The sequence below is a fragment of the Allobosea sp. BK604 genome (assembly GCF_004341515.1).
Classification (GTDB): Bacteria; Pseudomonadota; Alphaproteobacteria; order Rhizobiales; family Beijerinckiaceae; genus Allobosea.
Window position 1 is genome coordinate 460,991 of sequence record NZ_SLZF01000002.1, and the last position, 21,174, is coordinate 482,164.

The 21,174-nt window shown below is 67.3% G+C and carries 19 protein-coding genes; 5 read left to right on the forward strand and 14 right to left on the reverse strand.

Annotation, left to right across the window (positions count from 1 at the left end):
• Positions 1–2: 2 nt before the first annotated feature.
• Genes EV560_RS07530 through EV560_RS07545 form a run of 4 tightly spaced genes read right to left on the reverse strand, consistent with a single transcriptional unit; the run spans position 3 to position 3,331 of the window.
• The gene (locus tag EV560_RS07530; protein WP_131855115.1) at positions 3–836 is read right to left on the reverse strand and encodes an ABC transporter ATP-binding protein; all 834 of its coding nucleotides are present in this window, start codon (positions 834–836) and stop codon (positions 3–5) included.
• An 11-nt stretch (positions 837–847) separates the two neighbouring features.
• Entirely contained in the window at positions 848–1,360 is a 513-nt protein-coding gene (locus tag EV560_RS07535) for a MaoC/PaaZ C-terminal domain-containing protein (protein WP_131855116.1), read from the reverse strand.
• A 58-nt stretch (positions 1,361–1,418) separates the two neighbouring features.
• Positions 1,419–2,417, reverse strand: coding sequence for an ABC transporter substrate-binding protein (locus EV560_RS07540; RefSeq protein ID WP_131855117.1), 999 nt, complete (start codon positions 2,415–2,417; stop codon positions 1,419–1,421).
• 50 nt (positions 2,418–2,467) lie between these two features.
• Positions 2,468–3,331 carry an ABC transporter permease gene (locus EV560_RS07545; RefSeq protein ID WP_131855118.1) on the reverse strand — a complete coding sequence of 288 codons (864 nt, stop codon included), beginning with the start codon at positions 3,329–3,331 and terminating at the stop codon, positions 2,468–2,470.
• A 181-nt stretch (positions 3,332–3,512) separates the two neighbouring features.
• Between EV560_RS07545 and EV560_RS07550 the strand changes: the two genes are divergently transcribed.
• Entirely contained in the window at positions 3,513–4,448 is a 936-nt protein-coding gene (locus tag EV560_RS07550; RefSeq protein WP_165923365.1) for a ketopantoate reductase family protein, read from the forward strand.
• Positions 4,449–4,460: 12 nt separating this feature from the next.
• Here EV560_RS07550 and EV560_RS07555 read toward each other — a convergent pair whose 3' ends face one another.
• Entirely contained in the window at positions 4,461–6,086 is a 1,626-nt protein-coding gene (locus EV560_RS07555) for an acyl CoA:acetate/3-ketoacid CoA transferase (RefSeq protein WP_131855120.1), read from the reverse strand.
• 145 nt (positions 6,087–6,231) lie between these two features.
• On the opposite strand from EV560_RS07555, the gene EV560_RS07560 reads away from it, so the two are divergent.
• Genes EV560_RS07560 through EV560_RS07575 form a run of 4 tightly spaced genes read left to right on the forward strand, consistent with a single transcriptional unit; the run spans position 6,232 to position 9,623 of the window.
• On the forward strand, positions 6,232–6,975 hold the full coding sequence (locus EV560_RS07560) for a 3-ketoacyl-ACP reductase (protein WP_131855121.1): 744 nt from the start codon (positions 6,232–6,234) through the stop codon (positions 6,973–6,975).
• Positions 6,976–6,985: 10 nt separating this feature from the next.
• A complete protein-coding gene (locus EV560_RS07565; RefSeq protein WP_131855122.1) occupies positions 6,986–7,675 on the forward strand; it encodes a DUF4286 family protein in 690 nt (229 codons plus the stop codon).
• Positions 7,676–7,709: 34 nt separating this feature from the next.
• The gene (locus EV560_RS07570; RefSeq protein WP_131855123.1) at positions 7,710–8,786 is read left to right on the forward strand and encodes a LacI family DNA-binding transcriptional regulator; all 1,077 of its coding nucleotides are present in this window, start codon (positions 7,710–7,712) and stop codon (positions 8,784–8,786) included.
• 30 nt (positions 8,787–8,816) lie between these two features.
• Positions 8,817–9,623 carry a shikimate dehydrogenase family protein gene (locus EV560_RS07575; protein WP_131855124.1) on the forward strand — a complete coding sequence of 269 codons (807 nt, stop codon included), beginning with the start codon at positions 8,817–8,819 and terminating at the stop codon, positions 9,621–9,623.
• A 39-nt stretch (positions 9,624–9,662) separates the two neighbouring features.
• Here the strand turns inward: EV560_RS07575 and EV560_RS07580 are convergent, their stop codons facing one another.
• Genes EV560_RS07580 through EV560_RS07620 form a run of 9 tightly spaced genes read right to left on the reverse strand, consistent with a single transcriptional unit; the run spans position 9,663 to position 21,123 of the window.
• Positions 9,663–10,892, reverse strand: coding sequence for an MFS transporter (locus tag EV560_RS07580; protein ID WP_165923366.1), 1,230 nt, complete (start codon positions 10,890–10,892; stop codon positions 9,663–9,665).
• 16 nt (positions 10,893–10,908) lie between these two features.
• Positions 10,909–11,895 (reverse strand): ABC transporter ATP-binding protein, encoded by a 987-nt coding sequence (locus EV560_RS07585; RefSeq protein ID WP_131855126.1) that lies wholly within the window; start codon positions 11,893–11,895, stop codon positions 10,909–10,911.
• Positions 11,888–12,874 (reverse strand): ABC transporter ATP-binding protein, encoded by a 987-nt coding sequence (locus EV560_RS07590; protein WP_131855127.1) that lies wholly within the window; start codon positions 12,872–12,874, stop codon positions 11,888–11,890. The genes EV560_RS07585 and EV560_RS07590 overlap by 8 nt, the downstream gene beginning before the upstream one ends.
• 3 nt (positions 12,875–12,877) lie before the next feature.
• Positions 12,878–13,720 carry an ABC transporter permease gene (locus EV560_RS07595; protein WP_131855128.1) on the reverse strand — a complete coding sequence of 281 codons (843 nt, stop codon included), beginning with the start codon at positions 13,718–13,720 and terminating at the stop codon, positions 12,878–12,880.
• Positions 13,717–14,721 carry an ABC transporter permease gene (locus EV560_RS07600; protein ID WP_131855129.1) on the reverse strand — a complete coding sequence of 335 codons (1,005 nt, stop codon included), beginning with the start codon at positions 14,719–14,721 and terminating at the stop codon, positions 13,717–13,719. The genes EV560_RS07595 and EV560_RS07600 overlap by 4 nt, the downstream gene beginning before the upstream one ends.
• A gap of 33 nt (positions 14,722–14,754) precedes the next feature.
• Positions 14,755–16,323: an ABC transporter substrate-binding protein gene (locus tag EV560_RS07605; RefSeq protein ID WP_131855130.1), complete on the reverse strand. Its 1,569-nt coding sequence runs from the start codon at positions 16,321–16,323 to the stop codon at positions 14,755–14,757.
• A 29-nt stretch (positions 16,324–16,352) separates the two neighbouring features.
• Positions 16,353–17,096, reverse strand: coding sequence for an SDR family NAD(P)-dependent oxidoreductase (locus EV560_RS07610; RefSeq protein WP_131855131.1), 744 nt, complete (start codon positions 17,094–17,096; stop codon positions 16,353–16,355).
• Positions 17,093–19,081: a hydantoinase B/oxoprolinase family protein gene (locus EV560_RS07615; RefSeq protein ID WP_131855132.1), complete on the reverse strand. Its 1,989-nt coding sequence runs from the start codon at positions 19,079–19,081 to the stop codon at positions 17,093–17,095. The genes EV560_RS07610 and EV560_RS07615 overlap by 4 nt, the downstream gene beginning before the upstream one ends.
• Positions 19,078–21,123: a hydantoinase/oxoprolinase family protein gene (locus EV560_RS07620; RefSeq protein ID WP_131855133.1), complete on the reverse strand. Its 2,046-nt coding sequence runs from the start codon at positions 21,121–21,123 to the stop codon at positions 19,078–19,080. The genes EV560_RS07615 and EV560_RS07620 overlap by 4 nt, the downstream gene beginning before the upstream one ends.
• Positions 21,124–21,174 lie beyond the last annotated feature (51 nt).

Here is a 21,174-nt window from a genome sequence, read left to right on the forward strand (position 1 = left end):
GGTCAGGCCGCCGCGGGCTGTGCGAGCGGCTGGCCGTGAAGCACGCCCATGCGCTCGAACTGCCGATGGATCCGATCGACATAACCAGCGAATTCCGGCGCATCGCCGAGCACGATCGGTCGCGGCCGCTGCAGCTCGACCTTGATGTCGTCGATGACCTCGCCCGGACTGGGGCTCATCACGAGGATGCGGTCGGAGAGGCCGACAGCCTCCTCGACGCTATGGGTGATGAAGACCACGGTCGGCCGCTTGCGCAGCCAGAGGGCCTCGAGATCCATGCGAACCTGCAGGCGGGTCAGCGCATCCAGCGCGCCGAAAGGCTCGTCCATCAGGATGACCGAGGGTTCATGCACCAGTGTCCGGATCAGCGAGACACGCTGGCGCATGCCGCCTGAGAGCTGGCGCGGATATTTGTCCATCGCATGGGTGAGCCGCAGCTGCGCGAACAGGTCCTTGGCACGGCGCGCCAATGCCTCGCGGTCGATCCGGCGGATGTCGGCATGCAGCATGACGTTCTCGAACGCCGTGCGGAAATCGAGCAGCAGATGGTCCTGGAAGGCGATGCCGACATCGGTGATCGGCCGCGTCACGGTCTTACCGTCGACCATGATCTCGCCCGTCGTCCGGGCCAGCAGCCCGGCGACCATCAGCATCAGCGTGCTCTTGCCGCAGCCGGAGGCGCCGACCACGGAAATGAACTGTCCTGCGGGAATCTCGACATCGACGCGCTTCAGCGCACGGAACGGCTTGTCGCCATCCTCCCCGAAGACCTTGGAGACATTGCGGATGACGATCGGCACGCCCGAACGCGCCTCGGTGTCCAGCTTCGCGGCCATGTCCGAACCTGTCAGCTTGCGGCGGCCGCGGCGCCGGTCGAGGCTGCCACGGCTTCCAGAGGAACCTTGGAAACCAGCAGGGCCTTGCGGCCCTGCTGCACGATTGCGCCGTCCTGCTTGACGACCTTCACCTCGAAGGTCGCGATCGCCTGGGTCGGGCGCGAACGGCTGTCCCGCAGCTCGGCCAGTTCGTAATCGACGAAGATCGTGTCGCCGACGAAGATCGGGCCGAGGAATTTCCAGCCGTCGATGCCGAGGAAGGCGATTGCGGTTTCCCGCAATTCGCCGGTGCGGGCCCACATCAGGCCATGGGCATAGGCGAGGCCGAGCATGCCATGCGCGACCTTGCGGCCGAACTGGCTGCTCTGCGCGTAGACGTCGCTGGTATGCAGCTCCGAATAGTCTCCGGTCAGGCCGGCGAAGCCGACCAGATCGGCGTCGGTAATGGTGCGGCCCGGGCTACGGAACCGCATCCCGACGAAGAGGTCGTCATAGCGATAGCCCAATCTCGGCTTATCTTTCATGGCAAGGCCTATGCTTTATCTTTCTCGCGCGATGGGAATGGCCGCGCTGCGGCCAGCCTTATTTGCAGGCCCTCATCTCGCCGTCCGGCGGCAGGAATTCGCTGGTGTAGTAGCTCTTCGGGTCCTGTCCCTCCGGCAGCAGCTTCACCTCCGAGAGGAGCTTCTGCGTGCGGACCCAATGCGCGTCTTCGGCCTTGCCGATATACTTGGCGCCGCCGCTGCAGAAGAGCGGCGTGATCGCGGCGAGCTCGGCCGTGGCGAGCTTGACGTTCACGTCCGGGAAGATCTTCTTGACGTGCTCGATCGACTTCGCGGGGTTGTCGAGGGCGAAGGACCAGCCCTTGAGGCTCGCCGCGATGAATTTCTTCACGACGTCCGGATTCTGCTTGATGAAATCGTTCGAGGCGAAGATCGAGGTCGCCACGGTCGGTACGCCATTATCGGCGAAGGTGTAGTTGTCGAGCTCGGCGCCCTGCATCTCCAGCTGGATCTGGTAGGCGTCGGTCGAGCCCAGGATCGCGTCGACCTGGCCCTGCAGGAGCGAGGGCACCATCGCGGCGACCGGCATGTTCATCAGCGTCATGTCCGATTCCTTGAGGCCGTTGGCCTGAAGGAGAAGCGGCAGCATCGGCCCCTGCGAGCCGCCGGCCGGCACGCCGATCTTCTTGCCCTTCAGGTCGGCGACCGACTTGATGCCGGTCTTCTTCAGAGCGTTCACGGCATTCGGGTTCGACTGGTAGATCGTCGAGACGACCTTCATCGGCGCGCCCTTGGCGATGAGCTGCGCGACGGCGACGGCATCCGCATAGGCGAGCTGCGAGCGGCCGCTGGCGACGAGCTGGGCGGTGTTGCCGGAGCCATTGCCCTGGACGATGGTCACGTCGAGGCCGGCGGCCTTGTAGTAGCCCTCGCCCACGGCCGCGGCGAAGCCGGCATTGGGGCCGCCCGCGGTCCAGTTGAGCTGGAATGTGACCGGTGTCTGGGCGAAGGCGGCCGAAAGCCCAAATCCGGCTACGAGCGTGGCTGCGGCCAGCGATCGATTGACCCAATGCTTCATGATGTTCCTCCCGTTTCTTTGTTGTGCTGGTTCGTTCGTGGTGAAGTGGATCACGGCCCGCTGGAGCGCTGCCATGGCGTCATCAGCCATTCGCTGAATTCGACGACGTAGTTGATGACGATCCCGATGAGCGTGAGGACGACGAGGACGGCGAAGGTCAGCTCGATGTCGAGCGTGCTCGTGCCCTTCAGCAGCACGTAGCCGAGGCCCTGATTGGCGCCGACGAATTCGGCAACGATGGCGGCCGTGGCGGCGATGGTCGCCGAGGTCTTGATGCCGGAGAAGATGACCGGCAGGGCGGCTGGAATGCGCAGATACCAGAAGGTCTGCCAGATATTCGCACCCATCGAATGGGTGAGATGGAGCAGCCGCGTGTCGAGGATCTGGAAGCCGCTGATGCTGGCGAGCAGGAGCGGGAAGAAGGTCATCAGGATGGTCAGCAGAACCTTCGATTCCATGCCGAAGCCGAGCCAGACCAGGAAGAGCGGCGCGACCGCGATCTTGGGCACGAGCTGCAGGAGCATGATCGGCGGGTAGAGCGTCTGCTTCGCCAGCGGCGACAGCGCGATGAGCAGGCCGAGCGGGATCGCCAGGACGATCGTCAGGCCGAAGCCGAGGATAATCTCCGTCAGCGTCACCTTGGCATTGAGCCAGAGCATGCCGGCATCGGTCACCAGGCGCTGAAACACCGCACCAGGGCCCGGCAGCAGATAGGCCGGGATCTTGAAGATCTGGATGGCGAGCGACCAGAACGCGACGATCGCGACGAAGGTCAGCGGCGGGATCAGGTTCCAGCCGATGCGCTTCAGCCGGCGCACCGTGCGCGAGCGCCGCCGCGGCATCGCTTCCAGGTCCGTCGAAGGATTGGACAAGTCGAAGTCGGACGTCGCGGGCGACGTCAGTTGCGAAGCCATTCCTCGGCTCTCCCTCGTTCAGCGACCGGCGCGCTAGTGACGCGCTTCTTGGGCCGCCATGCCTGTGCACCGGTCAGCCTCGATGCTGGAACGCTATTCAATCTTCCGGCCGATGACAAGCAAAATGTATCCGTTTACATTTGGTCGCGCGCGCCGCGCCGACGGCTTGGGGAGGAGAGACATGGAAGATCCGCATGTGGTCGTCGCCGGAGCAGGCGCGATGGGCAGCCTGTTCGGCGGGTTGCTGGCAGAGGCGGGGTTGCGCGTCACCTTGCTCGCGCGTCGCGCCGAGCATGTCGGCGCGATCCGGCAGCATGGACTGCGCATCGTCGGCGAGGGCGGCGAACGCTCCGTCCCGGTCGGTGCCGCGACCACCGTCTCGGACATCGCGCCGGCGGATATCGTCCTCGTCCAATGCAAGGCGAGCGCGACGCGGGCCGTGGCCGAGAGCATCGCCCCGCTGATGGGGCGCGGGTCGCTGGCCGTGAGCTTCCAGAACGGTCTCGGCAACGAGGAGATCATGGCGGAGGCCTTGGGCAGCGAGACCGTCCTGGGCGGCCTGACCTCGCTGGGGGCGACCCTGGAAGCCCCGGGCGTCGTGCGCAACTACGCCGCGCTCCCGACTGTGGTGGGCGAACTCGGTGGCGGCCTGTCCTCCCGGGCGACCACGCTCGCTGCGCTGTTGTCGGCCCACGGCATCCCGACGACCGCGAGCTCCGACATTCTCGCCGAGAAATGGCGCAAGCTGATGCTGAACGTCGCGATGTCGGCGACCAGCGGCCTCACCGGGCTGACGATCGGCGAGGTCGCCGGCCTGCCCGCGCTCGCCGACGTGGCGCGGCGCGCCATGGACGAGGCTGCCGCCGTGGCCGAGGCCTGCGGCGTCCCGCTGCCGCAGGCGACGCGCTACGCCATCTTCGACGGCATCGTCACCAGCGGCGCGGCACGCAACAAGACCAGCATGCGCCGCGATATCGAAGCGGGGCGCCCGAGCGAGGTCGAGGCGATCTATCTCAGCGTGATCGAGCGCGGACGGGCCAGGGGGATCGCGACGCCGACGCTCGAGGCGCTTGCGGCCCTGGTTCTCGGCGTCGAGGCCGCGCAACGCGCGGCCTGATGCGAAGGTGGGTCAGGCAGGCTCGGAGACGCGGGCCGCCTGCTTGTCCGCCAGGCGCCGACGCGGCTGGCGCGTCTGTGGCCCACGCGCGGCAATGTCGCGCTTCAGGCCCATCGGCTCCGGCGAGAACAGCCGCTCGTCCATCGTCTTGAGATCCGCGGCGATGCCCGGGCGGAAGGCCATATGCGCCACGATATCGCGCTCGATATCGATGCCGGGCGCGATCTCGCAGAGCTCGAGGCCGGTCGCGCCGACGCGGAAGACCGCGCGCTCGGTGACGAAGACGGCCTCTCGCCCCTGCTCGCGCGCGAAGCTGCCATTGTAGCAGATCTGCTCGACGGCACTGACGAACTTGCGGCTGCGTCCTTCCTGGAGGATGCGCAGCTTTCCATCGGTCGTCGCGACCTGCAGGCCGCCGGCGGTGAAGGTGCCGCTGAACACGACCTTGCGGGCATTCTGGCTGATATTCACGAAACCGCCGATGCCGACGATGGTGTCGCCGAAGCGGCTGACATTGACATGCCCCTCGGCATCGACCTCGGCGAAGGACAGGAAGGCGATGTCGAGCCCGCCGCCATCGTAGAAATCGAACTGATAGGGCTGGTCGACCATGGCGTCGTAATTCTGCGCGGCGCCCGAATCGGGGCCGGTGAGCGGCGCGCCGCCGAGGAAGCCCTGCTCGTTGGTCAGCACGATCTCGTCGAGGAAGCCCTCCTCGGCTGCGACGGCGGAGACGCCGGTCGAGATGCCCGCCCCGAGATTGCAGATGGCGCCGGGCGCGATCTCCATCGCGGCGCGCCGTGCGACGATCTTGCGCTCGGTGAAGGGAAGCTTGCGCATGCCCTCCAGCGGGATGCGCATCTCGCCGGAATAGCTCGGATTATAGTCGCTCCAATAGGTCTGGCGCTGGTTCTCGTCGACGACGACATAGTCGACGAGGACGCCGGGGATCTTGACGCTGCGCTGCGGAAGCGTGCCGCGGCGTGCCAGGCGCTTGACCTGTACGACCACCGCCGCGCCGAGGCGCCGCCCGGCCTGGGCCGAGGACAGCATCTCACCCGGGATCGCCTCCTGCTCCATGCTGATATTGCCGTCCTCATCGGCGCTCGTGCCGCGCAGCAGCACGATATCGAGCGGATAGGGCTTGAAGCGCAGCCATTCCTCGCCGGCGATCTCGAGCAGCTCGACGAGATCCTCGCGGGCGCTCTCGCTCTGCCGCGCGCCGCGCTGGCGCGGGTCGACGAAGGTATGCAGGCCGGTCTTGGTGATCAGCCCGGGCCGGCCGGCCGCGATCTCGCGGGTCAGCTGGGCGATGACGCCCTGCGGCAAGGTGTAGGATTCGATCAGGTCCTTCTGCGCCAGCTCGATCAGCGGCGGCGAATCGACCAGCGCGCCGGTGATGCTGCGCCTGAGCATGCCGGGATGGCGGAAGCGCGCGGCGCCTTTCAGCTTGCGGTCGCCGATGCCGACCGCATGGATCAGGCAGAGATCGCGCGGCGCGCCCGTTTCCAGGAAGCGCGCCTCGACCGCTTCGAGGATCGCCTCCGGAACGCAGTGGCCGCCGCCCGACCCGCTGACAAGCACGCTGTCGCCCGGCTCGATGAGCGAGGCCGCTTCGCTCGCGCTGATCACCTTCATGTCCCGCTCCCGAACCTGTTCCGACAACAGCCGCGATTGACTTTCACGCCGGATTTTGTAACCGGTTTCATAAAGTTCGGAGCCTTTCAGTGTCAAGCCGCAACCCAATCCCGCTTTCGATCAGCGCCCGTCCCGGGAGCGTGCGATGAACCGTGTTGCGATCGTCACCGGCGCGGGACGCGGCATCGGCTGGGCGATCGCGGATGCGCTCGGCGATGCCGGCTTCGCCGTCGCCGGCGTGAGCCTGGAGGATGGGCCGGACGACGCAACCGATGCGGCTCGGCAAGGCCGCTACTACAGCTGCGACGTCTCCGATATCGCGGCGCATGAGGCCCTGCTCGAGCGCATCGCGACGGAACTCGGCGAGCCGGAATGCCTCGTCAACAATGCCGGCGTCACCTCGCTGGCGCGTGGCGACCTGCTTGCTCTCTCGCCCGAGAGCTATGACCGGACCCTCGCGATCAATCTCCGGGCCGGCTTCTTCCTGACGCAGGCCTTCGCGCGCCGTCGTCTCGCGCACGCTCCCGGCAAGCCGGGCTCGGTCATCTTCATCGGCTCGGCCAATGCCGAGATCGTCGGCGAGAACAGGGGTGATTACTGCATCAGCAAGGCCGGAGTCGCCATGATGGCCAAGCTCTTCGCCGCGCGGCTCGCTGGCGAGGGCATTGCCGTGTTCGAGGTTCGCCCGGGCGTCATCCGCACGGCCATGACCGAACCCGCCGCTGCCAAATACGATGCGCTGCTTGCCGATGGCGGCATTCCGATGGGGCGCTGGGGCGAGCCGGCCGATATCGGCCGAACCGTCGTCTCGCTGGCCACGGGCGCGATTCCCTATGCCACCGGCATCCATATCGATGTCGGCGGCGGGCTGCAGCTTCATCGAGTCTGAGGAGATTGACGTGGCACTGGCGGGCAAGGGCGTGCTGGCGATCTGGAATGGCATCGCCGCGGAGGCCGAGGCGGATTTCGTGGCCTGGCACATGCGCGAGCATATTCCGGAGCGGGTCGGCGTGCCCGGCTTCCTGCGCGGCCGCCGCTACGTCGCCGAGCGCGGCGCGCCGAAATACTTCAATTTCTACGAGACGGAGACGCCGGAGACACTGACCGCCCCGGCCTATCTCGCGCGGCTCAATGCGCCATCGGACTGGACCCGGCGGGTGGTCCGGCACTTTCTCGATACGTCCCGAACCATCTGCACGGTTGCCGCCGGCGGTGGCCTCGGCGATGGCGCCTTCATCGCCACAGTGCGACTGAGCGCAACAAGCGATCGCGCCGCGTTCCTGCACGGAATGGAGGAGGTGATCGGCGCGCTGAGCGAGGCACCATCGATCGTCGCCGTCCATCTGCTGGAGGGACGGGGCGGGGGCGGCAGCGGCCAGACCGCGGAGAAGGAGCTGCGCGGCGGGCCCGACGAGACCGTGGACTGGGTCCTGCTGGTCGAGGCGGCCGATCTGGCGCCGCTGGACGCCGCACTGGACCGGCACGCGTCCGCGCAGGCGCTGGACGGGATCGCAGCAGGTTTCGAGCCGGCGCGCGATTGTGGCATCTATCGCTTCCAATTCGGCCTGGCGAGCAACCAGCTCGCCTGAGCGCCGCAACACCTGATCAGAGCCACCGGAGCCGATGCCAAGAGCAAGGACCACGCAGACCAGGGCTACCGAGACCGTCCCCGCGGTCGCCGATCTGCGCCGCAGCGTCGGTCTGCGCGAGGTCGCGCGCGCGGCCGGCGTCTCGACCGCGACAGTGTCCCGCGCCATCAACAATCCCGACGTGGTCTCGGCCGATCTGCGCGAGCGCATCGCCGGCGCGGTCAAGGAGCTGGGCTGGGTGCCCGATGGCGCGGCACGTGCGCTCAGCACGCGGCGGTCGCACACGATCGGCGCCGTCTTCCCGGCACTCTCTGTCGGCGACTTCGCCCATGCGACCCATGCGATTCAATCGGAGCTGTCGCAAGCCGGCTATACGCTGCTGCTGGCCTGTTCGGAATACGAGCCCGAGCTTGAGCTGCATCAGGTCCGCAAATTCGTCGAGCGCGGAGTCGATGGCCTGATCCTGGTCGGACAGGCGCACCATCCCGAGCTCGAGCCGCTCCTGGTCCAGCGGGCGATGCCCTTCGTCAACACCTTCGTCTACGACCGCGAGACGCACGGCACCTGCATCGGGCCGGACAATCACAAGGCACTGGTGACGATGACGGATTACCTGGCCGATCTCGGCCATGTCCGCTTCGGCGTCATCGCCCAGTCGACCCGCAACAACGATCGCGCGAGCGCGCGTCTGGAAGGCGTGCGCGATGCGCTGGCGCTGCGCGGCCTTGCCGTGCGCCCCCAGCATTTCGCCATGGGCGAGTGGACGATCGCCGAGGGCCGCGCCCTCTTCCGCAAGCTGATGGACACGGATCCCAGACCGACCGCCGTCGTCTGCGGCAATGCGCATCTCGCCGTCGGCGCCGTGCTGGAAGCGGCCGCCATGGGCCTGCGGCTACCGGAGGATCTCTCGATCGTCGGCTATGACGATATCGAGGTCATGAGCCATCTCCCGGTGCCGGTGACGACGGTGCGGGTTCCGAGCGCCGAGATCGGCCGGATCGCTGCCCGGGTCCTCGTCGCGCGCGTGGAAGGGAAGGACTATTCCGCGCCGCTGGAGGCCGTTGCGGAACTCGTGATCCGCGCCTCCTCCGGCCCGCCTCCAACGCCCTAGGGTCGAACAAGCCGTCAAGAGAAGGCCGCCATGACATCCGCCCAAGCTCCCGCACCGCCGATCACCGGCGCCACCCGTCTGCTCGGCTTCATCGGCGATCCGGTGATCCACGCGAAATCGCCCCAGAACGTCAATCCGCTGCTCGCCGCTGGCGGCCATGACGCGCTGCTGATGCCGCTGCATATCCCGCAGCACCGGTTCGATGCGGCGATCGGCGGCATCATGTCGATCGCCAATCTCGACGGCCTGGTGGTGACGATGCCGTTCAAGGAGCGGCTGATCGCCCATCTCGACGAGATCAGCGTCCGCGCCCGGGCGGTCGGCGCCGTCAATGCCGCCAGGCGCACGGAGGATGGCCGCTGGGTCGGCGACATCTTCGACGGCGCCGGCCTGATCGGCGCGGTCGAAAGCCTCGGCATCTCGCCGCGCGGCCTGACTGTGGGCCTCGTCGGGGCGGGAGGAGCGGGCTCCGCCATCGCCTTCGCGCTCGCCGATGCGGGCGTCGCCAGCCTGACGATCATGGATCGCGACGGCGGCCGTGCCGAACGCCTCTGCGAGCGTGTCGCCGCGATCTCGTCGCTCCGACCGAAATCGGGGGCGCTGGATGTCGGCAGGCTCGACCTCCTCGTCCATGCGACACCGGTCGGAATGCAGGATCTCGACGGCATCGCCATCGATGTGAGCGATCTCAAGCCCCATACTGCCGTCATCGACATCGTGACCCGCCCGGAAACGCCGCTGCTGCGTGGTGCTGCCCGGCTCGGTTGCCCGCATGCCGGCGGCGGCGCCATGGTTCAGGCCCAGACCAAGGCGATCCTGGGCTTTCTCGGATTCTAGTACTGAAGCCCCGAGCGGTATCAGCAGGCCAATGTTCAGCTAGGCGCGTCCTGACCATGATCGCTGCGTGATGGCGAAGGACAGGGCTCCGAACAGGGCGCAGATCATGAAGCCGATATCGAAGCGGCCCGTCGCGCCGAGCAGCAGGGCGAAAGCCGCCGGCGAGATCACATAGCCGATGAAGATGATCAGCGTGGCGCCGGACGAGGTCTCGCGCACGAGGTGCGACGGGCTGGCCTTCGCGATCTCCGAGAGCTGGACTCCGTTCCAGCTCGACACGGTGACGCCGGCAATCGCGGCGAGACCGCAGAACTGGAGATAGGACCAGTCGCTGCCGACCCAGGCCATCGCGGCGGATGTCAGTCCCGAGGCCAGTCCCAGCAGCCCGAGCAGCCGCCGGGGAGCGACGAATTTATCTGCGACCCAGCCGAGCAGGATGCGACCGATGACGCTCATCGCCTGCATGATCGCGAAGGCGACACCCGCGGCGCTGAGATCATATTTCAGGGCGGACACCGCGAAGGTGATGAGGTAGGCGAACCAGATGCCCTGCCCGACCGCGAGGCAGGCGCCAGCCGCGGCGAGCCTGAAGACCGAGGTGGAGGTGAGCAGCGCTGCCAGAGACGACGACATGTTGGCGGGCGAGAGCAGCGCGCGCATCGTCAGCGGCTCGTCGTATTTGCGGTCAGCGTCGAGCCCCTCGCGGATCGGCTGGACGGCGAGGATCACCACCAGGACGAAGATCGCCGCCGCCAGCAGCGAAGCGCGCCAGCCGAAGGCTTCGACGATCGGCGGCAGGAACAGGCCGGCGACGATGCCGCCGACGGGCACGCCCGCCTGCTTGATGGAAAAGATCATGGCGCGCCGGGATGCCGGTGCGGTCCTGTGCAGGATGTCGTTGCCTGCCGGCGAGGAAGGACCGTAGCCCACGCCGATCAGCAGCGAGGCCAGGGCCGCTGCGGGCCAGAACGGGGGCAGGAAGAGCGACAGGCCGAGGATGCCGACGGCAAGGCCGACCTGCAAGGCCCGGATCGACCCGAGCCTGCGCAGGAATGGAGATCCAAGCGCGAGGAAGAGAATGGAGCCCAGCGTGTTGAGGCTGGCGAGATAGCCGACGACGGCATCGGACCAGCCGCGCTCCGCAGTCAGCGCCGGCGCGAGCGTCGGCGGAATCCGGGACAAAAAGGCCGTGGCCGTCTGTACCGCGACCATGGTCACGAGCGCGACGAGCCAGGTCGGCTGGCCACCGGAAGGCTTGCTGGGCTGCACTGTCTCTATCCCGCGCTCATGCCGCCAGCTCACGCCAGCGCAGGCAGGCGACGCCATGCCCGCCCTCGAACTCGGCAGGCGGATCGATCTTGGCGCAACGGTCGATCGCCAACGGGCAGCGCGTCCGGAAACGGCAGCCAGAGGGCACGTTCGAGGGGTCCGGCGGCTCGCCCTGGAGCGAGAAATTCTCGGTGACGCGTGGCCCGCCGATGCGAGGCGCCGCCGAGAGCAGCGAGCGCGTATAGGGATGGCGCGGGGCGGCGAAGACATCCGCCGTGCTGCCGATTTCGACGATGCGGCCGAGATACATCACGATCACCCGGTCGCAGATCGAGCGCACCACCGCAAGGTCATGGCTGATGAACAGATAGGTCAGGCCGAATTCCTGCCGGAGATCGCGAAACAGCGCGAGCACCGTTGCCTGCACGGAGACGTCGAGCCCCGAGGTCGGCTCGTCGAAGATCACGAGTTGCGGGCCGAGCACCAGGATGCGTGCGAGCCCGACGCGGCGCTGCTGGCCGCCGCTGATCTCGTGCGGATAGAGGTCGAGATGCGCCTCGGGCAGCCCGACCGATTTCACGATCGCCTGGACATGGGCCTCGCGCTTGGCGCGGGGCCAGTCGGTATGGATGATCAGGGGTTCGTGCAACGAGCGCCGCAAGGTCCAGCGCGGATCGAGCGAGGCTCCCGGATCCTGATAGACATATTGCAGCCTTGCCCGGACGGCGGCGGCGCGCTTCTGGCCGGGCGCGGCAATCCGCTCGCCCTGCAGGCGCACCTCGCCTCGGCTGGGGTCATGAATGCCCATCAGCGTCTTGCCGAGGGTGGATTTGCCGCAGCCGGACTCGCCGACGATGCCGAGGACTTCTCCCTCGGAAACCGAGAAGCTGACATCGTCGAGCGCACGCAGCGTGCCGACCTGCCGGTTCAGGAAGCCGCGCACCGGAAAGTGGCGGGCGAGCCGTTCGACTTCGAGCAGGGGAAGGGGCAAAGCGTCAGACATGGAGCGCCGGCGCCTTCGCGGTAACGGGATGATGGCAGGCCACCAGATGGCCGGCCTCGCCTTCGGTGAGCTCCGGCCGCGTCTTGTTGCAGATATCGCTCGCGCGCGGACAGCGCGGATTGAAGCGGCAGCCCGCCGGCGGCGAAAGCGGGCTCGGCACGCCGCCGGGAATGCCGACCGGGTTGCGGCCGGGCTCGGGCAGGCTGTCGAGCAGCATGCTCGTATAGGGATGGCGCGGGGCGGCGAAGAATTCGTCGCGCGGTGCGATCTCCGCCGTCTGCCCGGCATACATCACGACGATCCGGTCGCAGATCTCCCAGGCAGCGCCGAGATCATGGGTGGTGAACAGCACGGAGACGCCGCGCTCGACCGCGAGCCGCCGCAGCAGGCCGAGGATTTGTGCCTGCACGGTGACGTCGAGCGCGGTCGTCGGCTCGTCGGCGATGATCAGCCGCGGCTGCGGCAGCAGCGCCATGGCGATCATCACCCGCTGGCGCTGCCCGCCGGAGAGCTCGTGCGGATATTTGGCGAGTATCGCCTTCGGCTGCGGCAGCTGCACGGCGTCGAGCATGGCGATGATCGCGTCGTCGCCCGGCCGCTTGCCGCCCTCGCGCGGCGCCTTCCAGCGCATCAGGTCGCGGATCTGCGTCCCGACCCGGAAGAGCGGGTTGAAGCTGGCGAAGGGGTCCTGCGGCACGAAGGTGACGGTGCTGCCGCGGACACGCTCGGCCGCCTTGCCGTCACGCAGCATATCGACGCCGTCGAGGCGGATATGGCCGCTGCCGATCTCGGTCAGTCCCTCCGGCAAAGTGCCGAGGATGGCACGGGCGAGCGTGGTCTTGCCGCAGCCGGATTCGCCGACCAGGCCGACAATCTCGCCGGGCTTCACCGCGAGATCGACCATGTCGAGCACGCGGGCGGGGCCCTTCTCGGTGCGAAAGCTGAGCGACAGCTTCTGGATGTCGAGCAGGGTCGTCATCGATCAGAGGCTGCGCCGCGTGCGCGGGTCGAGGATGTCGCGCAGGCCGTCGCCGAACAGGTTGAAGCCGAGCACGGTCAGGAAGATCGCTATGCCCGGCGCCAGCGCGTACCACCAGGCCTCCGGCAGGTATTCGCGGCTCTCGGCGATCATCCGGCCCCATTCCGGCGTCGGCGGCGGGGCGCCGAGGCCGAGGAAGCCGAGCGTCGCCGCGGTCAGGATCGTCGCGCCCATGCCGATCGAGGTGCGCACGATGATCGGCGAGGCGATATTGGGCAGGATGTGCAGCACGATCACGCGCCAGGGCGAGGCCCCGAGCGCTACGGCGGATTCGACGAAGACCTCGTTCCGCATCGAGCGTGTCTCGGCATAGACGAGGCGCGCCCAGAACGGCCAATAGGTCAAGGAGAGCGCGAGGATGACGTTCTCGATCGAGGGGCCGAGCGTCTGGGCGATGGCGATCGCCAGCACGATCTGCGGCACGGCCAGGAAGATCTCCGCGACCCGCATCAGCGCATCGCTGATCCAGCTCTGGTAATAGCCGGCGATCAGGCCGATCGGGACGCCGATGACCAGCGCCGAGCCGACCGCGATCGCGGCCAATGTCAGGGTGATGCGGGCGCCGAAGAGAATGCGGCTGAAGATGTCGCTGCCCATGCGATCGGTGCCGAACAGCGCCTCGGCTGTCGGCGGCAGCAGGCGCCGCTGGATATGGAAGTCGACGACATCGTTAGGATAAGGCGCGAGCAGCGGGGCGAAGATCGCCGCGATGACGAGGAGCGCGAGCAGGCTGGCGCCGAGCAGGGCCGCCCGGTCCCGGGCGAAGCGCTTGAGCAGCGCGATCATGCCGCCCCGCGCGGGTCGATCGCCGCCTGCAGCATGTCGACGATGAGGTTGATCAGCACGAAGAGAGCGCCGGTGCAGAGGGTGAAGCCCATCACGGCATTGTAGTCGGATTGCAGGATCGAGCGCACGGCATAGGCGCCGAGCCCGGGCCAGTCGAACACCGTCTCGACCACCACGGCGCCGGCGAGCAGGATGCCGAAGATCAGGCCGAGCTGGGTGACGGTCGCGGTCAGCGCCATGCGCAGCACGTATTTCCAGACGATGACCCGCCGCGGAAAGCCCATCGCCGTCTGGTAGGCGACGGAGGGCGAGTTGATCACGCCGATGACGCCGTTGCGGGTGAAACGCACGACGGTCGCCGCCGCCGGCAGGGCGAGTGTCAGCGCCGGCAGCGCGATGTGCCGCAGCGCCGAGCCCAGGATCTCGGTGTCACCCGCGATCAGCGCGTCGACGACCATCAGCCCGGTCACCGTCTCCGGCGGGAACCCCTCGATCCGTCCGGAGAGCGGCAGCCAGCCAAGCTTCATCGAGAACAGGAACTGCAGCTGCATCGCGAACCAGAAGGAAGCGACCGCGAGGCAGGAGACCGTGACCACGCGCAGCACATGGTCCATCCAGGAATTGCGGTTGAGCCCGCAGAAGACGCCGAGCGGAATGCCGATCAGCGCCGCGATCAACACCGCGACGACGGTCAGCTCCAGCGTCGCAGGCAGGCGCGTCGCGAGGTCGTCGACGATCGGCTGCTGGGTGAAGAGGCTCGTGCCGAGATTGCCCTCGGCAACGTCGCGGACATAGTTGAAGAACTGCACCGGCAACGGTTTGTCGAAGCCGAAGCGCTCGCGCACCTGCTGCACCTGCTCGCGCGAGGCATTCTCGCCAGCGACCAGGACCGCCGGATCGATCGGCACGACGCGCGACAGGGTGAAGACGATGGCGAGCAACCCGAGCAGCGTCGGTACGAACCAGATCAGCCTGTTCGCCACCATCGACAGCCAGTTCACCGCATCGTCTCCGCCCGTCCCAGATCGTTCTCCTCAGCGCTTGAGCGAGGCCCAGCGAATGTCCTGGCCGTTGCTGACCGGCGAGAAGCGGATGCCCTCGACCTTGCTCGAATAGGGACCGTACCATTTGGTGTTGTAGACGAAGATGCCGGCGGCATCGTCGTTCACCATCTGGGTCATTTCCTCATAGAGCTTGCGGCGCTCCTCCTGGTCACCCGACACCAGCGCGCGGTCGAGCCGCTTGTCGAATTCCGGATTGCTGTAATAGGAGAAGGTGCGCGTGCCGTGATAGCGCGTGCCATAGAGTTCGCCGACCCAGTTGTTCGGGTCGACATAATAGGTGCTCTTCCAGAGCGGCACGATATCGGCCTGGGTGTTGGCATTGCGCATCCGGCCCGAGACGACCGACCAGGGCGAGACCTCGACCACGACCTCGACGCCGATCTGGCGCAGCGTGTTCTGGAACAAGGTGGCCGCCTGCTCGGATTCGCTGAAGCCGGCGAGCGCATTGATGGTGATCGGCCGAAGCGGCTCGGTGACCTTCTTCAGCTCCTCGCGGGCCTTATCGAGATCGTAGCTATAGCCCTTCAACCCGGCCGGCGTGCCCCAGATATTGTTCGGGTTCGGGCCGGGATTGCGGTTGACCGAGCCCTTCATGATATTGGCGATGAAGCCGTCATAGTCGAAGGCATAGGCCAATGCGCGACGGAAATTCGCGTTGTTCATCAGCGGCTTGCTGTTGTTCAGCGCGAGGATGAAGACGCGCATCGATTCCTGCTCGATGATCTGCACGTTCGGCGACTGGCGCAGCCGCTGGATCTGGTCATAGGGCAGGTAGCCGTCGGCGCCCTGATAGTCGCCGCGTATCAGGCCGAGCACGCGCGTATTGGTCTCGAGCACGGTGCGGAATTCGAGATCGTCGAAGGGCTGGCCGGTCCAACCGGCGAAATGCTCGGGAAAGCGGCGCGCGGTCCAGCCGACCGCCGGATCGTGCCGGCGCAGCGCGTAGGAGCCACTGCCGGCCTCGTTGCGCGCCAGCCAGGGTTCGGCCCAGTCGCCGCTCTTCTCATTGGCCTTCACCAGCGCGCTGTTGACGACGAGGATGTCGGGAACAGTTGTGAGGAAAATCGCCGAGGGCTGCACCAGGTTGAAGACGACGGTATGGGCGTCCGGCGCCTTGGTCGTGCCGGGCTTGATCGCATCGAGATAGAGGCTGGCGGCGCCCTTCTTCAGCGCGATCATGCGCTCGATCGAATAGACCACGTCCTCGGCCGTGACCGGCTTGCCGTCATGGAATTTCGCATCCTTGCGCAGCTTGAAAGTATAGGCTTTGCCGTCCTCGGAGACGGTATGGCTCTCGGCCAGCCAGGGGATCATCTTCGGGGGGTTGTCGACCCAGCGGTAGAGCCCGTCATAGAGGTTGAAGCGCGTCGCGGCGCGGGCGGTGTCGAAGATCGTGTGCGGGTCGAGATTGTCGTAGGGACTGTTATTGGCATAGACGAACTTGCCGCCTGCCTGGGCCGAGGCGCTTTCCCAGCCGACCGAGGAGAGGGCGACCGAGCCCAGAACCGTCTTCAAGGCGTCTCTACGCGTCGTCGTCATGCCGTCCTCCTCTCTAAACTCTGCTGGATTCAGGGGCTGCCCGTCACCGAAAGAACCTGGCCGGTGATGAAGTCGGCATAGTCCGAGGCCAGGAACATGACGGCATGCGCGATGTCCTGCGGAGTGCCGGGCCGGCGCCGCGCCGTATTGGCGATCAGGCTCTCCTGCCGCTCGGGCGAGTAGGATTGCCATTGCCGCTCATAGTCCGGGCTGGTGCGCTGGAAGCCGGGCGCGACCGCGTTGACGGTGATGCCGAACGGCCCGAGCTCCTGGCCTAGCTGGCGCGCCAGGCCGATCTCGCCGGCCTTGGCCGAGGCATAGGCCTGGATGCCGGTGAGCGAGGTGCGCAGGCCTGCGCCGCTGGCGATGAAGACGATGCGGCCCTTGCCGCGCCGCTTCATGCCGGGCGTCACCGCCTGGGCGGAGAGAAAGGCGCCGGTGAGGTTGACGTCGAGGATGGCGCGCCAGGCCTCCTCGTCGACCTCCTCGAGCGGCTTGGCGCTCTGCCCGAGCACGCCGCCCGCGACATAGACCAGCACGTCGGGGCTGCGGCCGGCTGTCTTCTCGCTGGTCTCGATCCAGCCGCGCAACGCCGCCTTGTTCAAGAGATCGAGCTCGGTCTTGTGAGCCGGCAATCCCGCCATCTCATCGCCGAGCCGGTCGCCGGCGAAGACCTGCGCGCCGCGCGCGGCGAAGGCCTCGGTGATGCCGCGCCCGATGCCGCGCGCGGCGCCGGCGATCAGGACGGACTGGCTGGTGAACTCAATATTCATGCCGCTTCTCCGAGCCGTCGCGGCACGATCTGGGGATAGAGCTCCAGCAGGCGGCGATAGGCACGCTCGATCGCGGCGACAGGATCGCCCTCCGCAGCTGTATCGGCGTTCACCCCAGCAAAAATCTCGTGCTTCATGAAGAAGCGCCATTCGATCGGCAGCGCGAAGAGCTTTTCCGACAGTGCATCCCAGGCTGCGTTCGACCAGACCCGCTCGAAGGCGAGGCGGGCCGGATCGAAGACGATGCCGGTCTCGCGCTGCTGGCTGTCCGCGCGCGAAGCCTCGGTCGCCGCCTTGTCGAGCAAGCCGTTCCTGACGACGACGCCATAGGCAAGAGCACCGATCTCGCTGACCTTGCCCTGCGCCACGTCGTCCATCACCTCGGCAACCGGGCGGCTGAAGGGATCGCCCCAACCGCCCGCGCCTGCCGCCGAAATCCTCAGCACGTCGCCGGGCGAGCAGCGCACCACATCGGTATTGCCGAGATTCTCCTCCCGCTCCGTCCCGGGATTGCGCAGGAAGCCGCAGGTCGCGCCGGGCTGGCCCCCTTCCAGGCCCCAGCACGAGAAGCGGACGCGGTCGCGGTTGCGCGCGGTGACGACCGAGTTCGGCGAGAACATCTGGAAGGTCATCTGCGCGGCAAGGCCACCGCGATAGCGCCCCGCGCCACCGCTATCGGGAACGAGCTCGTAGCTGAGCACACGGATCGGCACCTCGGATTCAGTGATCTCGATCGGCGTGTTCTTCAGGAAGGAGTTGGAACCGTCCTGGCCGTCCTCGCGGCCGCAGCCGCCGCCGCCGCCGGTGATCGGATTGATCGAGGCCATGGCGAGGCGGCCGGTGCGGCTGTCGGTGGTACGGACATTGAGGATACCGCCGCCGCCGGCCGGCCCGGCCGGGAGCCGATCGGGCAAGGCGAGCGAGAAGGCACCGACGACCATGCCCTGGATGCGGGCGCAGGTCAGACTGCGCATGCCGGTCGCAGCCGGATAGACCGGATTGACCACCGAGCCCTCCGGCAGGATGCAGCGGACCGGGCGCAGCAGCCCGGTGTTGAGCGCCACGGTCGGATCGAGCGAGTAGACGACGTAGTTGTAGCCGACCAGCGGCAGGATGTGCCGCGGCAACCCGCCGGTCGGCATGTTGAGCGCCGATTGCAGCTGGGGGTCGCTGCCGCTGAAGTCGAACACCGCCTCGTCGCCGCTGACGCGCACCGTGAGCTTCAGCCGGCACGGGACGCCGCCCGGGCTGTCCTCGTCGATATAGTCGGTGAAGGTGTAGTCGCCGTCCTGCATCGAGGCGAAGAGGCGCCTGGCCTGGCGGTCGGCGAGATCGAGCACGCCATAGGTGGCGGCGCAGACGGTCTCGACGCCGAAGCGGGCGATCGCCTCGCGGATCTTGCGCTCACCCGTCTTGAGCGAGGCGATCTGGGCCTTGAGGTCGCCCCAGTTCTGGTCGGGCATGCGGACATTGCGCAGCATGATGCGCAGCACGTCCTGGTTCATCACGCCGCGCTCGACGAGCTTGGTCGGCGGGATGCGGATGCCTTCCTGCTGGACCTCGGTCAGTGCCCGCGACAGCGAGGCCGGCACCGCCCCGCCCATGTCGGTGTTGTGGATATGGCCAACGGCGAAGCAGACCAGGGTCTCGCCCTCGAAGATCGGCATCCACAGATGCATGTCCGGCGCATGGGTGCAGACATAGCCGGAATAGGGATCGTTGGTGATGCAGATATCGCCCGGCGCATAACCTGGGATCGCCTCGATCGCGCCCTTGTAGTCGAGCCCGATGAACCAGGTCGCGCCGAGATCCTTCGGACTGGCGAAGGTCTGGCCGCAGGGCGTGGTCAGGCCGCTGGTGAAATCCTCGGTCTCCTTGACGAAGGCCGAATGGGCGGTGCGCAGCAAGGTATAGGCCATGCTCTCGGCGGCAGCCTCGAAATGGCTCTTCAGGATCTGGAGCGTGACCGGATCGAGCGTCGTCATGCCGTGCCCCGCCTCAGGATCAGGTTGCCATAGCCATCGACCTCGCCGGTGAAGCCGGGCGGAGCCCAGGTCGTCGTGTCGTCCTGGATCACCACGGCCGGGCCGGCGAAGCGGCTGCCGGGCTTCAGGTCGCGGCGCTCGAACAGGCCGGCATCGATCTCGCGGCCACGATGACTCACCCGCAGCCTCCGCTGCGGCGTTGTTTCGACAGGATCGGCGGCGCGCTCAGGGAAGTTCGGCTTCGGCGTGAGCCCGGCGATGACGACGCGCAGGGCGACGATCTGGACGGCGGCCTGCTCATCGGCATGATCGTAGATCTCGGCATGGCGGGCATGGAAGGCGGCTGCGATTGCCTTGTCGTCTCCCAGCGTGATCCAGGCTTCCTCCAGCGGCGTCTCGATCTCGTAGGATTGGCCGCGATAGCGCATATCGCCGGAGATCGTGACGGCAGCCTCGCCGCGATGGCCCTGTCCGTCCTGCAGCCAGGCGCGCGCCTCGGCGATGAGGTCGGAGAGCGCCTGCGCCAAGGCAGGCATGGATGCGGCTTCGACGTCCTGGAAGACGACGCGCACGAAATCGGAGCGCAGATCCGCCAGCAGACCGCCGAGCGCGGCAAGGACGCCGGGCGTCTCCGGCACGATGACGGTCTCCATTCCCATCGCCTCGGCCAGGAGACAGCCCAGCATCGGACCGGCGCCGCCGAAGGCGAGCAGCGCATAGCCGCTCGGCTCCTCGCCGACCTGGGAGAACAGCCGGCTGGTCTCGCGATACATGTTGGCGACGGCAAGATCGATCACCGCTTCGGCGGTCGCGGCAGGGCTGCGCGCAAGACCTCCTGCCAGCGGCTCGATCGCGGCAAGCGCGCGGGCGCGATCGACGCTGACGGCGCCATAGCCGAGTTCGGCAGCGCCCAGCACGCCGGTGACCGCGAAGGCGTCGGTGATCGTTGCCCGCTGGCCGCCACGCCCATAGCAGGCCGGGCCGGGCATGGAGCCGGCGCTTTCCGGGCCGACGCGCAGCACACCCAGAGAATCGACGCTCGCGATCGAGCCGCCGCCGGCGCCTATCGAGGAGACCGAGACTGTCGGCAGATAGATCGGGTAGCGTCCGACCAATTCGCCGGAGCGGAAATCGGGCATGCCGTCGCGGAGCAAGGCGACATCCGCGCTGGTGCCGCCGATATCCAGGCTCATCAGCCGGTCGAACCCGGAGCGCTGCGCCACGAAGCCGGCGCCGATCACGCCCGCCGCCGTGCCGGACAGCAGCATCTCGATGCTGCGCTCCTTGCCTGCGGCTGCGGTCATCACGCCGCCATTGGACTTGGTGATCATCGGAGGCGGAACGACGCCGCGCTGGTGCAAGGCCTCTTCGAGCCGGCCGATATAATGCGAGACGCGCGGCTGTACCGAGCCGTGAATGCAGGCCGTGATGGTGCGCTCGTATTCGCGCACGATCGGCCAGACCTCCGCCGAGCAGAAAACCGGCAGCCCAGGGCGCAGGCGGTTCAGGATCTCCTTGACCAGGCGCTCATGCGCGGGATTGGCGTAGCTGTGCAGGAAAGCGAGTACGACGCCCTCGGCGCCGGCGGCCTCGGCTCGCGCGAGGGCGGCCGCGATCGCCGGCTCCTGCGGCACGATCTCGGCCTTGCCATCGGCATTCATGCGCTCGCGCAGGGGGATGACCCGATCACGCGGAACCAGCGGCGGCGGCCGGCGCGAGAACAGATCATAGGGATCCGGGATCTTGAGCCGAGCCAGCTCGAGCACGTCACGGAAGCCTTCGGTGACGAACAGGCACAGCCTGGCGCCGGTGCCCTGGATGATGCTGTTCACGCCCACGGTGGAGCCATGGGTGAAATACGAGACGTCGGATGGAGCGATGCCGAAGCGGCCTTCGATCTCGTCCAGCCCCTGCAGAACCTCGGCGCCGGGAGCATCCGGCCGCGACAGCACCTTCAGCGTATGCAGCGCAGAAGAGGTTTCGTCGAAGACGCAGAAATCGGTGAAAGTGCCGCCGATATCGACGCCGATACGGTATCCCAAAGTTCAGCTCCGTCCGTTCGCTGCGTCGACAGGCAAGGGACGTGCCTTCGC